The sequence below is a fragment of the Bowdeniella nasicola genome, assembly GCF_001907295.1.
GTDB lineage: Bacteria > Actinomycetota > Actinomycetes > Actinomycetales > Actinomycetaceae > Bowdeniella > Bowdeniella nasicola.
In genome coordinates this window covers 1-11,912 of the sequence record NZ_MQVR01000078.1, presented here as the reverse complement: position 1 = coordinate 11,912, position 11,912 = coordinate 1, and the positions used below count along the sequence as shown (strand labels likewise).

Sequence of the window (11,912 nt, the reverse complement as noted above, 5' to 3'; positions counted from 1 at the left end):
AGTTGTAGAAGATGAACTCGAGGATCACGCGGTGACCGCCCTGCTGTCCAGCACGACCACCCCGCTACACCACTATGAGGGACTCAACTCAGGTCGGCTATAACTGGGACTGTCACTAAGCCAGCCCGGAGTACATGCACACCGCTGCTGCGGCGGCCACGTTGAGCGATTCTGCGTGGCCGCGTAGCGGCACCTTCGCGAGCTCGTCGCAAGCGGCCCGCTCGGCCTCGCTCAGTCCGCGCGCTTCGTTGCCGAACACCCACGCGAGTCGGTCGCGCTGTAGCGCGCCAACGTTCGGAAGCTCCTGGCTCGCATGGCCGTCGGCTCCGAGGACGACATAGCCGGCGGCGCGCAAGCGATCGGCGGCAGCTACGAATTCGGTGTCGGTCACGATCGGCAGGTGGAAGACCGATCCCACACTGGATCGGATGACCTTCGGGTTCGTCAGCTCGACCGAGCCCGCGCCAATGACAACGGCATCGGCGCCGGCAGCGTCGGCGATGCGAATGAGGGTGCCGAGGTTACCGGGATCAGAGATCTGCGGTAGGCACATGACGAGGTGGCCGTTAGCGATCGTGGCGGCGAGCTGGTCCCTACCACGGGCGAGCGGGAGTTCGGCGACGGCGGCGATACCTTGGCAGTCGCTCGAGATTGCTCGCATGACCTCCGCGCTAGCCGCGAAAGTAGGAACGGAGGCGGCTTCGGCCTCGCGCATGACGTTGGCGATAGCGGGGTTCGCGACGGCGGTGTCGGCGTAGAGGTCAGTGATGGTCTGCGGGATGAACCGGACGGCTTCGCGCACCGCCTGGGGGCCTTCGATGAGGTAGCGGCCCTGGCGGGAACGCACTGAGCGCCCGCCGAGTGCTGCTATCTTCCGGATCCGATCGGATCGGGGGTTAGCGAGCACGGGCGGGCGCTCTGAGTTGCTCAACTAGGAAGCCTTGGGAGCGTTGACGTCCTCCGGCAGAGCCTTCTTGGCGGCCTCAACGAGAGCCTTGAAAGCGGCCGGGTCGTTGACGGCGAGCTCGGCGAGCATGCGACGGTCGACGTCGATTTCGGCGAGGCGCAGGCCCTGCATGAACCGGTTGTAGGTCATGCCTTCGGCGCGGGCGGCAGCGTTGATGCGCTGGATCCAGAGGCGACGGAAGTCGCCCTTCTTCGCCTTGCGGTCACGGTAGGAGTACACAAAAGAGTGCGTGACCTGTTCCTTGGCCTTGCGGTACAACCGCGAACGCTGACCGCGGTAGCCCTTGGCGCGCTCCAGAGTTGTGCGACGCTTCTTGTGGGCGTTAACTGCCCGCTTCACGCGTGCCATCTACTTCTCCTTGTTTGTCTTCTTAAAAGCTTCGGGTGCCTCGGTTACTTACCGAGCAGGCGCTTGACGGTCTTCTCTTCGGAGGAAGAGAGGACGACGTCCTTCGAGAGCCGACGCTTGCGCTTGGTCGGCTTGTGCTCAAGCAGGTGGCGCTTGTTGCGGCGCTCGTGCATGATCTTGCCGCTGCCGGTAACCCGGAAGCGCTTCTTGGCACCGGAGTGCGTCTTGTTCTTCGGCATATCCTGTGTCCTTCAGGTGCGCGCCTTGCGGCGCTGTTGTCCTGCCCGGTGCCGGTGGGTACCGGGCGATTCACGATTGTTGGGCTGGTCTTAGCTTTCGCTCTTCGCGGCGGCGTCGCGCTCAGCCTGACGGGCTTCGCGGCGGCGGCGCTGCTCGGAACGAGCCTGGACCTTCTTGCCCACGGGTCCGATCACCATGGTCATGTTGCGTCCGTCCTGGCGGGGCTGGGACTCAACATTTCCGAATTCGGCTACGTCATTGGCGAGGCGCTCCAGCAGGCGGATCCCCATCTCCGGGCGCGACTGCTCGCGGCCGCGGAACTGGATGATCGCCTTGACCTTGTCTCCACCCTTCAAAAAGCGGATCGCATGCCCACGCTTCGTTTCGTAGTCGTGGTCGTCGATCTTGAGGCGGAACCGGATTTCTTTCAGCTGCGTGTTCGCCTGGTTACGGCGAGCATCGCGGGCTTTCATGGCGGCTTCGTACTTGTACTTGCCGTAGTCCATGAGCTTGGCCACCGGGGGCCGGGCATCAGGCGCCACCTCGACGAGGTCGAGGTTCACCTCTTCTGCGAGTTTCATAGCCGCGTCGACGCGCACGACACCGACCTGCTCGCCGTCGGGTCCGATAAGACGGACCTCAGGCACGCGGATCCGATCGTTAATGCGTGGCTCGTTGATGAGATCGCTCCTTGGGGTTGAGGGGTCCACCACGAGAAAAGCCCCCGTGGCGGGGTGCGCACGGAGGCCTACAACAAACCGCACGCCAATAGCGGCGGTTCAAGACCCGGCACCAGTTATCGATTCTCGAAGGTCGGCACCTGGGTGGGAAGCAGGCTTCCGCTTTGCCATGACGGTATGGACCGTCTACCAGCAAGCTACTTTACACAGATCGCGGCCGATCCGCTAGGAGTCGGCGGTGTGGCGTGCGCCAAACAGCTACCGTTCGCGCGCGAGCGCCCGCCGGAAAAGTTTCGCGATCTCTTCGGCCCAGAGGACGACAGAGGCAAGCCCGACGGCGGTGAGCCACTGGCTGGTCGTCATCGCCTCGGTGGAGAACGCGACCTGCATGAACGGCAGGTGGACAACGGCGATCTGTAACACGACCGCAAGCGCGATCGAGCCCCACAGCCAATGGTTGGAGAAGAAGCCGCGGAACGCACTGCCGTAGTCGGAGCGCGAGTTCAGGGCGTTGAACAGCTGCGCGAACACAAGCGTCGTGAACCCGACGGTGCGGGCGCCGGTGAGGGTGTCGGGCTCGAGGGTGAACAGGCCACCGGGCAGAAAGAGGTCGATCGCGAGGAGCGAGACGGTGGCCATGACGATGCCGATGAAGCCGATGCGGCTCCACATGTGACGGTCGATGATGGGGCGCTTGGGGTCGCGCGGCGGGCGGCGCATGACGTCGCCGTCTTCGGGGTCGACGCCCATGGCGAGGGCGGGGCCGGAGTCGGTGACGAGGTTGATCCACAGGATCTGGGTGGCGAGCAGCGGGACGGCGAGGCCGGCGCCGGCGGTCTCGGACAGGCCGAGGAAGCCGGCGAGGACGACGCCGAAGAAGACTGTCATGACCTCGCCCATGTTGGACGAGAGCAGGAAGCGCAGGAATTTGCGGATGTTGTCGAAGATGGTGCGGCCGTGACGGACGGCGGCGACGATAGTGGCGTAGTTGTCGTCGGCCAGGACCATTTGGCTGGCTTCCTTCGTCACCTCGGTGCCGGTGATGCCCATGGCGACGCCGATGTCGGCGGTCTTGAGGGCGGGCGCGTCGTTGACGCCGTCGCCCGTCATCGCGACGATGCGGCCGTCGTCCTGGAGCTCGTTGATAATGCGCAGCTTGTGTTCGGGCGAGACGCGCGCGTAGATGCTGACGTCGCGCACGGCGTCGCGGAATTCGCTGGGTCCGAGCTTGTCGAGGTCGACACCGGTGAGGGCACGAGAGCCGGCCTCGACGATGCCGAGGTCGGCGCCGATGCGGGCGGCGGTGCGTGGGTGGTCACCGGTGATCATGATGGGGCGGATGCCGGCGGCTTTGGCTTCGGCGATCGCGATCTTGGCTTCTTCGCGGGGCGGGTCCATAATGCCGACCATGCCGGTGAAGGTGAGGCCGTCTTCGAGCGCGTCGTCGACGTCGTCGGGGATGGCATCGAGGACTCGGTAGCCCGCGCCGAGCGTGCGGTAGCCCTCGGCGGAGAGGCGTTCGATGGTTGCGAGGATGTCGCGGCGGCGCTCGCCGGTGAGATCGACCGTCTCCTCCCCTATGCGTTCGGTTGTGCAGTGCGAAAGGAGCACGTCAGGCGCGCCCTTGGTGAGCAGGAGCGATCGTCCGCCTTCGCCGGTGCCGGCGACGGACATCATCTTGCGTTCGGAGGTGAACGGGACTTCGGCCTCGCGACTGAAGGCGAGTTCGGCCTCGTGCAGTTTTGGGAGCGCGACGAGGAAGGCGGCCTCGGTGGGGTCGCCCTCGATCTGCCAGCCGTCGTCTTCGCGTAGCTGGGCGTTGTTCGCGAGCGCCCCGGTGGTAACGACGAGGCGCGCTTCGGCGAGGGCCTCCGCGCTCGGCTCCCCCACGACCTCGCCGACGGGCTCGTAGCCGGTGCCGGTGAGTTCGATCTGACCGGAGGCGGTCACGATCGTGCGCACGGTCATCTCGTTGCGGGTGAGCGTCCCGGTCTTATCGGAGGCGATGACAGACGATGCTCCGAGCGTCTCGACGGAGTGCAGTTCCTTCATGATCGCGTTGCGGCGGGCCATCGCGCGCACGCCGATCGCGAGGACGAGGGACAGAATCGCGGGCAGGCCCTCAGGGACCGCTGCGACCGCGAGGGAAACGCCGAGCAGGAGGATCTCCACGGCTTCGGAGACGTCGTTCACGTCGTTCAGCAGGAACATCACGGCCATGACGATGACCGCGATGGCGATGACGAGGACGCCGAGGAGTTTGGAGACCTTCTCGATTTCTCGTGTCAGCGGCGACTTGTCCGCCTCGGTGGAGTCGAGCATGTCGGCAATCGCGCCGACCTCGGTGTCCATTCCGGTCGCGGTGATGATCGCGCGGCCGACGCCCTGGACGACGCCGGTGCCCTTGTGGACCATGTTGTGCCGGTCGCCAAGCGGCGCTCCGGCGGGGATTGCTTCGGGGTTTTTGTCGGTCGCTTCCGACTCGCCGGTGAGAGACGCTTCTTGGACGCGCAGGCCCGTCGCTGAGATGAGACGCGCGTCGGCACCGACAGCGTCGCCCTCGGATAGGACGAGGATGTCGCCGGGCACGAGCTGCGTCGATTCGATCGAGGTGATCTCGCCGTCGCGCAGGACCGTGGTCGATGATGCCGTCATCTGGGCGAGCGCCGCGACTGCGCCTTCGGCTTTGTTCTCTTGGACGAGACCGATGATCGCGTTGGCGATGACGATGAGCGCGATCACGATCGCGTCGATCGGCAGCCCCGTCGCCCCCTCAAAGACCCACACAACGATCGAGATCGCCATCGCGACGAACAGCAGGTAGACGAGTGGGTCTTGGAATTGGGCGAGGATTTTGCGCCAGAGCGGAACCGGCGGTTTTTGCCGCAATTCGTTGGGGCCGTACTCCTCGCGGATACGGTCGGCCTGCTCGGTTGTCAGGCCCACCTCTGGGTCGACCTCGAATTGGGCCGCGACGTCATCGGCAGTGCGTTGAGAGGGGTGCACAGAAATCTTTCCCACCTCGAAAAACGAGTTCGCTAGGTCCCTCTCATTGTCTCGCTACTTCTCCTACTGTGCTCCCCGAGCTACAGCTATGTCGCTGATTTGAAGACTCGCACTTCGCCATCGACTCCAATTCGCACGAGCCTTCCGATGAGGGCTTCCACTTGTTTGATGCGATGCTCTCCCCAATTTCGTTGTCGGGCACCTGTTAACAGCTCAACTTCACTTTGGAAGGACACTGCAATTCGGTACCCCTGTAACGACTCGCGTAGCGGCCGGAAGCGATCGTCAATAGGTTGGTTGATGAAAACAGCTCTTGGTGGGCAACGCGCGTTCGAACTGCGTGGTCAGACTAACCCACCGCACTGACTCCTCGATGAGCTGTGGTTGCCTCGCATTCTACATTCGGTTAGTGCTGGCCATGCGTTGATACCGAAGGAAACCGGCCATACCGGCCCTGTCTTAGATCGCGGAGTGCGCTTCTGGGCAGCGCAATAGACTTCTTCCATGCAGGGGGAAGATATGCGCACGAAAAAGTTTTCCGTCATCGGCGCGCTCTTGTGGGTCGGTGCTGCCCTCCTCATGATGCTCGCTGCGGTGCCGTGGATATTGCCGAGCCGCTGGCTCAGCACGCGGCTGTTCATCGCGCAGGCGACCGCGTTCCCGCACGTCCTTGGGATAGCGCTCATCATCGTCGGGCTTCTCATCGCGGCGCTCGCGCTGCGCCGGCAGCGTCGGGGCATCGCCGCGGCCGGAGGAACGTGGGCGGTTGCCGGGCTGGTTTTTGTCCTGGTGCCTGGCACGTGGCTGGCCTCGCCTGCACCGGCGACGGGTAACAGCGGGCGCGAACTCAGCATCGTCACGTTCAACAGCCTCGATACCCTGAGCCAGGCTGAATTTACGAAGCTCACGAGCGGATTCGATCCCGATATCGTCGTACTACCGGAAGCAAGCGAAGAGCGTGTGAAGGAGGCTGTGGCTGGAACGTCCTATGAGGGACAGGTCCACTCCACGCTCGCGGATGGTTACGGCCCGGAATTGCGGGGCGGTGGCATCGCCCCGACCACGGTCGCGTTACACTCGCGGATCGGGGCCGCCCGGCCAGCTCGCGGTCCCGGCACCACGTGGGGTTCCGTCACGCTGCAATTCGACGACGAGAGCCTCCCGCTGCTTGCTGCGGTCCATCCCGCGCCACCGGTACCGGGCCTGATGGAGTCCTGGCGGCGGGCTGCATGACAAGCCACGGCTCCGCGAGAGTGCTGACCCCCATCGCCAGGGCACGCGACAGCGTCGGGCGCTCGAGCCAGCGCGGGTCCAGCGCAACCATGCCGACGGCAAAGCCTGCGCCAATCGAATAGTGCGCGGTCCAGCCGATGGTCTTTTCGTATTTGACTTCGGGCGCGGTGCGGATCGACTCGTGCTGGAACTGGCCGCGTCCCATGTGGCCGATCCAGCGGCCCATGAGCCGGTAGCCGAGACTTTGGATGCCGCGCGTGCGGCGCAGGACTTCGCCCGCGAGATCCATAACGGCGGTCGCGCCGACCCAGGGGTGGATGGCAAGAGGTTTTGCTAAAGCAGCAAACGACTACGCTTCGGAGATCGCGATCGGGTAGAGCTCCATCGACTCCACGCGCAGGCGCACGTCGTCGTTGTTCTTCAGCCGCTCGCTGGCCTGCGTGAGGCTGTCGCGCAGTTCGTCGGCGTTCAGTCCTTCGCGCAGGGCGACGACGATGCGGATCTCGGTCGTCTTACCCGGCTCGACGCGGACGCCCGCGAGGTGCGGGACACCGGTGAGCGTGCGTGCAATGAGCGCGGGCAGCTCGGGGTCGTGCTGGGCGGGGATCCAGTCGCGGCCCTGGGCGAGCGCCCACGTCGCGGGGCGCGGGATGAGGGTCGCGTGCTCGGTTTCGGGGTCCAGCAGCATGAGTCCGTCAGACTCGCTGGCCGCCGAGAGCGCGGCGCGCGGCGCCTCGGTCGGGACGGGGCGGGCGGCGGGGTTCCACGCGCGCATGCGGTCATAGGAGGAGAAGACGGGCATGGCGTGGCGGCCGTCGGCAAGTTCGACGGAGACGAGCTTCGCGGACTCGCACGCGTTATCGACCTCGTCCTCGGCGTGCTTCATCGACTCGTGGTCGACCACTCCCCCGTCCGCGGTGCGCCCGGGGTGGGCGTGCGGGACGACGGGCAGCAGGATGCGCGTGTTCGCGAGTGCGGTCACGACCGAGATCGTGCGCTGCTCAGCAGCAAGGGCTGCTTCGAGCTCGGGCGGGCAGGAGCCGTCGTCGTTGGAAAACGGGTTCGGGCGCAAAAACTTTTTCGGCGTCGGCGGCGGGGGCGCGACGACGTCGGTGGGCAGCTGGGCTTCGATCTCAGCCACGGCGGACCTCCTGCGCGCTCTTACCGGCGGCGACCTCGAGAGCCTGGGCGAGCGTGAAGTTCCCGGCGTACAGCGCCTTGCCCACGATGGCGCCTTCGATGCCCACCTCGACGAGGCCCGTGAGCGCCTCGATGTCCTCCAGCTCAGCGACGCCGCCGGAGGCGACGACGGGCGCGTCGGTCGCGGCGCACACCTTGCGCAACAGGTCGAGGTTCGGGCCCTTGAGGGTGCCGTCCTTGGTCACGTCGGTGACGACGTATCGGGCGCAGCCGGCCGCTTCGAGACGTTCGAGGACGTCGAAGAGTTCGCCGCCTTCCTTCGTCCAGCCGCGGGCGGCGAGCGTCGTGCCCCTCACGTCGAGGCCGACGGCGATGCGGTCCCCGTACTCCTTGATCGCATGCTCGGTCCACTCGGGGTTTTCCAGCGCCGCAGTGCCGAGGTTGACGCGACGGCAGCCGGAGGCAAGCGCTCGCTTCAGCGACTCGTCATCGCGGATCCCGCCGGACATCTCGACATTGATCGGCAGCGCCTGGACGATCTCGGCGAGCAGCTCGGCGTTGGAGCCGCGGCCGAAGGCGGCGTCGAGGTCGACGAGGTGGATCCACTGCCCGCCCTGGGCGACGAAATCCTGGGCCGCCGCGAGCGGGTCGCCATAGCCGGTTTCGGTCCCGGCCTCGCCTTGCACCAGGCGCACGGCCTGACCGTTCACGACATCAACGGCAGGAAGCAGCTCTAACACTGGGGTCCTTTCGGGAGGGTGTGCTGGCCTCTACGTTATCTTCTTCAGCCAGTTCTTCAGCAATTCGGCCCCGGCGTCCCCGGACTTTTCGGGGTGGAACTGGGTGGCGCACAGGGGGCCGTTTTCGACCACGGCGGCAAAGTCCTCGCCGTAGTTCGCCATCGACGTAATGGGCTTGCGGGTCTTGGACTCGCCATACAGCACGGCGGGGTCGGTGTGCGCGGCATAGGAGTGCACGAAGTAGAAGTAGGCGTCTTCCACGCCTTTCAGCAATTCGGTCTCCGGGTGCGCGACGAGTCTAGACCAGCCCATGTGCGGGACGACGGGGGCAGAAAGGCGCGTGACGTCGCCGGGCCACTGGCCAAGGCCCTCGGTGTAGGTGCCGTGCTCATCGCCGCCGTCGAACATGATCTGCATGCCGACGCAGATGCCGAAGACGGGTCGGCCTCCGGCGAGCCGGCGTTCGATGAGGCGATCGCCGTCGACGGCCTTTAGGCCGGCCATGCAGGCGGCGAAGGCGCCGACGCCGGGCACGATGAGGCCGTCGCAGTCGGCGATGGCGGTGAAGTCATCGGTAAGGGTGACGTCGGCGCCGACGCGCGCGAGGGCGCGCGTGACGCTGCGAACGTTGCCAGAGCCGTAGTCGAGGACGACGACTTTACGCACCGGCGCCACCTTGCGGCCCGCGGCGCAGGCCCTTCATGAACAGGCGCGCGGCCTGCAGGCGGGACATCTTCGAGGAGTCGTGGACCTCGGGCAGTTCGTCGAGCGCGATCTCGCCGAGCAGGAGGTTTTCGACGATGTCGTCCGCGTTCGCGAGCACGAGGCCGGGCGAGACGTCCTCGCCGACTTCGCCGCCCTCGTAGTTGCGGGCGATCATGTGGCCGCTCGTGCCCTGGCCGCCATCCTCATCGAAGGTCACTTCGACGACGACGAGGACCGCGCCGATGCGCGACGTCTTGGACAGCATCGACGCCGCCTGGTGGGCGGCTTCGGGCACGGAGACGCCCGTCGTGAGCGATTCGACGCTCCAGCTGTCTTCCGGCACGAACTCCATCGCGGCGACCGCGCCGGTGGACGTGTCGATGACCTTGAGGTCGAGGTTTGACATCGCGCACAGGCCCGCGAGCGCCTTGGCGGACGCGATGGGCGTGAGGATGACGGCGAGCGCGCGACGTTTGGGCTCGGGGGCCGCCTCCTCGCCGAGGTTGTCGAGGCCGCCTTCGCGCATCAGTTGCTCGAAGACTTCGTCGATGTTCTCGTCGTTACTCATAGTGCACCCTTCGTTGACGGGATGGCATCGGATCTAGGGTCGCGCTCGCAGGCGAAGCGCAGCGCGCGGGCGAGGGCCTTGAACTGGGCCTCGACGATGTGGTGGGGATCGCGGCCGGCGAGCAGTCGCATGTGTAGGCAGATGCCGGCGTGCAGCGCGATCGACTCGAGGACGTGGCGCATGAGCGAGCCGGTGAAGTGGCCGCCGATGAGGTGGTACTGCTGGCCTTCGGGCTCGCCGGTGTGGCAGACGTACGGGCGGCCGGCGAGGTCGACGACGGCGTGCGCTAGGGCCTCATCGAGCGGGACGGTCGCGTCGGCGAACCGCAGGATGCCGCCCTTATCGCCGAGGGCCTCTTTCAGGGCGAGGCCGAAGCAGATTGCGGTGTCTTCGACCGTGTGGTGGGCGTCGATGTGGGTATCGCCTGTGGCTCTTACCTCGAGGTCGATGAGCGAGTGCTTCGCGAGCGAGGTGAGCATGTGGTCGTAGAACGGGACGCCGGTCGAGATCCTCGATTCGCCGGTCCCGTCGAGATTGAGGCTGAGGGTGATCTGCGATTCGCTCGTGGCCCGCGTGATCGTCGCCGTGCGGGCGGCTGGTGTTTTAGTGCGTGCCACGGGTTACCTCCAGGAGCGATGTTTTGAATAGGTCCATTTCAGTATCGGTGCCGATCGACACCCGCAGGTAGTCCTCGGGGCCGACTTCGCGGATGAGGACGCCGCGCCCGAGCAGTCCCGCCCACACGGCGTGCCTGTCGGGATGCGGCCCGAAGAGCAGGAAGTTCGCGTCCGAATCGATCACGGTATAGCCCTGCTCGGTGAGCCAGGTGGCGAGGTCGTCGCGCAGCTCGCGCAGGTGGGCGATCTGGGCCATAAGCTCGTCGCGGTGAGACAGGGCCGCGAGCGCCGCGGCCTGCGTGATTGCCGACAGGTGGTAGGGCAGGCGCACGATCCGCAGCGCGTCGATAATCGCCCGACTCGCGGCGAGGTAGCCGAGGCGCAGGCCCGCCATGCCGAAGGCTTTCGACATCGTGCGCGTCACGACGAGGTTGTCGTGGGTTTCCAGCAACGTGAGTGCCGAGGCGACGCCGCCGCGCCGGAACTCGCCGTAGGCTTCATCGACGACGACGAGTCCGTCGCTGCCGTTCGGCCCCTTACCTCGCAGCCCCGCGCACAGCGCGCGGATGTCCTGTAGCGAGGCGGCGGTGCCCGTCGGGTTGTTCGGCGACGCCACAAGGACGAGGGAGGCTGCCGACTCGCTCGCGGCAGACAGTAGCGCGTTGATATCGAGCGTGAAGTCCGGGTTGCGGTCGACGGTGACGTAGTCGGTGAAGGTGTCGCGCGCGTACTCGGGATACATGGAATACGTCGGGTTCGCCGTGACGACAGCGCGCCTCGGCCCACCGAAGGCCTGCATGAGGTGGAGCATGACCTCGTTGGAGCCGTTGGCCGCCCAGATCTGTTCAGGGTCGAGCCGCACGCCGGATTCGACGGCAAGGTAGTCCGCGAGGGCTGCCCGCAGTGCCGGAAACTCACGCTCCGGATACCGGTTCGCGCCCGCGGCAGCGGCCCGCACGGCCTCAGCGATTGACTCGGTGACGGCGTCCGAGGGCGGGTACGGGTTCTCATTGACGTTCAGACGCGCGGTGACCTCAAGTTCGGGCGCCCCATAGGGTTGGCACCCGCTGAGGTCCTTACGCAGCGGGAGGCTAGTCGACATCGCTGTATCGGTAGACATTGGTCTCTCTCGCATTGAAGCCGCACCGTGCGTACAGGCGGTTGGCGGCCTCGCGGCTCGGGCGGGAGGTGAGGTCAACGGAGCGGGCCCCGACGTGCTTGGCGTATTCGGTCGCGGCCTCGACGAGCTGCTGGCCGGCGCCATGGCCACGGGCATCCTCCAGGACGACGACGTCTTCGATCCAGGCGCGCAGGCCCGTCGGAATCCGGAAGGTCGCGAGCGTGAGCGTGCCAAGAATCCGGTTGTTGCTCGGATCCCGGTAGACGAAAAGATAGACGCCTTCTTGATGCACGATGGCCTCCACGTCTTCGGTGGATAGCTCGGGGGCGGAGCGGGAAAGCTGCGGCAGCAGCTCGTTCAGCGCATCCACGAGTTCGGGTGAGACGACCTCGACGAGTTCAACGCCCATGATGGGACCTTCCTGATGGCCAATGTGTGCCCTTCCATTATGGTCTAGGTGTATGAGGTCATGACGTTGTCTACACGTTCGTGGACTCGGCTGGCCGGTGGCTGATCTGCACAGGCGGTATGAGGCCGATGATAGTTGT

General features: G+C 65.9%; 15 protein-coding genes. 2 read left to right on the top strand and 13 right to left on the bottom strand.

Annotation, left to right across the window (positions count from 1 at the left end; genetic code table 11):
* Nucleotides 1-115: 115 nt before the first annotated feature.
* The 5 genes from BSZ39_RS10775 to BSZ39_RS10755 form a co-directional block, all read right to left on the bottom strand.
* Nucleotides 116-847, bottom strand: a complete 732-nt coding sequence (locus BSZ39_RS10775; RefSeq protein ID WP_222842936.1) for a TrmH family RNA methyltransferase — start codon at nucleotides 845-847, stop codon at nucleotides 116-118.
* A gap of 84 nt (nucleotides 848-931) precedes the next feature.
* Complete coding sequence (gene rplT / locus BSZ39_RS10770) at nucleotides 932-1,315, bottom strand: 50S ribosomal protein L20 (protein ID WP_073717334.1); 384 nt, start codon at nucleotides 1,313-1,315, stop codon at nucleotides 932-934.
* Between the two features lie 44 nt (nucleotides 1,316-1,359).
* Entirely contained in the window at nucleotides 1,360-1,554 is a 195-nt protein-coding gene (gene rpmI / locus BSZ39_RS10765; RefSeq protein ID WP_073717333.1) for a 50S ribosomal protein L35, read from the bottom strand.
* 90 nt (nucleotides 1,555-1,644) lie between these two features.
* Nucleotides 1,645-2,265: a translation initiation factor IF-3 gene (infC, locus tag BSZ39_RS10760; protein WP_073717339.1), complete on the bottom strand. Its 621-nt coding sequence runs from the start codon at nucleotides 2,263-2,265 to the stop codon at nucleotides 1,645-1,647.
* Nucleotides 2,266-2,493: 228 nt separating this feature from the next.
* The gene (locus BSZ39_RS10755; RefSeq protein WP_245792499.1) at nucleotides 2,494-5,256 is read right to left on the bottom strand and encodes a cation-translocating P-type ATPase; all 2,763 of its coding nucleotides are present in this window, start codon (nucleotides 5,254-5,256) and stop codon (nucleotides 2,494-2,496) included.
* Between the two features lie 489 nt (nucleotides 5,257-5,745).
* On the opposite strand from BSZ39_RS10755, the gene BSZ39_RS10750 reads away from it, so the two are divergent.
* Entirely contained in the window at nucleotides 5,746-6,474 is a 729-nt protein-coding gene (locus BSZ39_RS10750; RefSeq protein ID WP_073717332.1) for a tripartite tricarboxylate transporter TctB family protein, read from the top strand.
* On the opposite strand, the gene BSZ39_RS15115 is transcribed toward BSZ39_RS10750, so the two are convergent.
* Nucleotides 6,374-6,724 (bottom strand): DUF2938 family protein, encoded by a 351-nt coding sequence (locus BSZ39_RS15115; protein ID WP_425425687.1) that lies wholly within the window; start codon nucleotides 6,722-6,724, stop codon nucleotides 6,374-6,376. The two genes, BSZ39_RS10750 and BSZ39_RS15115, sit on opposite strands and share 101 nt — an antisense overlap.
* Here BSZ39_RS15115 and BSZ39_RS14690 point away from each other — a divergent pair.
* The gene (locus BSZ39_RS14690; protein WP_245792498.1) at nucleotides 6,656-6,811 is read left to right on the top strand and encodes a hypothetical protein; all 156 of its coding nucleotides are present in this window, start codon (nucleotides 6,656-6,658) and stop codon (nucleotides 6,809-6,811) included. The genes BSZ39_RS15115 and BSZ39_RS14690 overlap by 69 nt on opposite strands.
* Before the next feature lie 12 nt (nucleotides 6,812-6,823).
* Here the strand turns inward: BSZ39_RS14690 and BSZ39_RS10740 are convergent, their stop codons facing one another.
* The 7 genes from BSZ39_RS10740 to BSZ39_RS10710 are packed head-to-tail and all read right to left on the bottom strand — an operon-like array spanning nucleotide 6,824 to nucleotide 11,773.
* A complete protein-coding gene (locus BSZ39_RS10740; protein ID WP_083603276.1) occupies nucleotides 6,824-7,615 on the bottom strand; it encodes an SseB family protein in 792 nt (263 codons plus the stop codon).
* On the bottom strand, nucleotides 7,608-8,354 hold the full coding sequence (gene priA / locus BSZ39_RS10735; protein ID WP_073717330.1) for a bifunctional 1-(5-phosphoribosyl)-5-((5-phosphoribosylamino)methylideneamino)imidazole-4-carboxamide isomerase/phosphoribosylanthranilate isomerase PriA: 747 nt from the start codon (nucleotides 8,352-8,354) through the stop codon (nucleotides 7,608-7,610). The genes BSZ39_RS10740 and priA overlap by 8 nt, the downstream gene beginning before the upstream one ends.
* A 30-nt stretch (nucleotides 8,355-8,384) precedes the next feature.
* A complete protein-coding gene (gene hisH / locus BSZ39_RS10730) occupies nucleotides 8,385-9,020 on the bottom strand; it encodes an imidazole glycerol phosphate synthase subunit HisH (RefSeq protein ID WP_073717336.1) in 636 nt (211 codons plus the stop codon).
* Nucleotides 9,013-9,627 carry a hypothetical protein gene (locus tag BSZ39_RS10725; protein WP_073717329.1) on the bottom strand — a complete coding sequence of 205 codons (615 nt, stop codon included), beginning with the start codon at nucleotides 9,625-9,627 and terminating at the stop codon, nucleotides 9,013-9,015. The genes hisH and BSZ39_RS10725 overlap by 8 nt, the downstream gene beginning before the upstream one ends.
* Nucleotides 9,624-10,244, bottom strand: coding sequence for an imidazoleglycerol-phosphate dehydratase HisB (gene hisB, locus BSZ39_RS10720; protein WP_073717328.1), 621 nt, complete (start codon nucleotides 10,242-10,244; stop codon nucleotides 9,624-9,626). Before hisB ends, BSZ39_RS10725 begins: the two co-directional genes overlap by 4 nt.
* Nucleotides 10,231-11,346: a histidinol-phosphate transaminase gene (locus BSZ39_RS10715; RefSeq protein WP_073717327.1), complete on the bottom strand. Its 1,116-nt coding sequence runs from the start codon at nucleotides 11,344-11,346 to the stop codon at nucleotides 10,231-10,233. The genes hisB and BSZ39_RS10715 overlap by 14 nt, the downstream gene beginning before the upstream one ends.
* A complete protein-coding gene (locus BSZ39_RS10710) occupies nucleotides 11,336-11,773 on the bottom strand; it encodes a GNAT family N-acetyltransferase (RefSeq protein ID WP_073717326.1) in 438 nt (145 codons plus the stop codon). Before BSZ39_RS10710 ends, BSZ39_RS10715 begins: the two co-directional genes overlap by 11 nt.
* Nucleotides 11,774-11,912: the final 139 nt, after the last annotated feature.

Coding starts and splice junctions, on each gene's coding strand:
- rplT (WP_073717334.1), bottom strand. CDS start 1,315: ATGGCACGCGTGAAGCGGGCAGTTAACGCCCACAAGAAGCGTCGCACA.
- rpmI (WP_073717333.1), bottom strand. CDS start 1,554: ATGCCGAAGAACAAGACGCACTCCGGTGCCAAGAAGCGCTTCCGGGTT.
- BSZ39_RS10750 (WP_073717332.1), top strand. CDS start 5,746: ATGCAGGGGGAAGATATGCGCACGAAAAAGTTTTCCGTCATCGGCGCG.
- BSZ39_RS10725 (WP_073717329.1), bottom strand. CDS start 9,627: ATGAGTAACGACGAGAACATCGACGAAGTCTTCGAGCAACTGATGCGC.
- BSZ39_RS10715 (WP_073717327.1), bottom strand. CDS start 11,346: ATGTCGACTAGCCTCCCGCTGCGTAAGGACCTCAGCGGGTGCCAACCC.
- BSZ39_RS10710 (WP_073717326.1), bottom strand. CDS start 11,773: ATGGGCGTTGAACTCGTCGAGGTCGTCTCACCCGAACTCGTGGATGCG.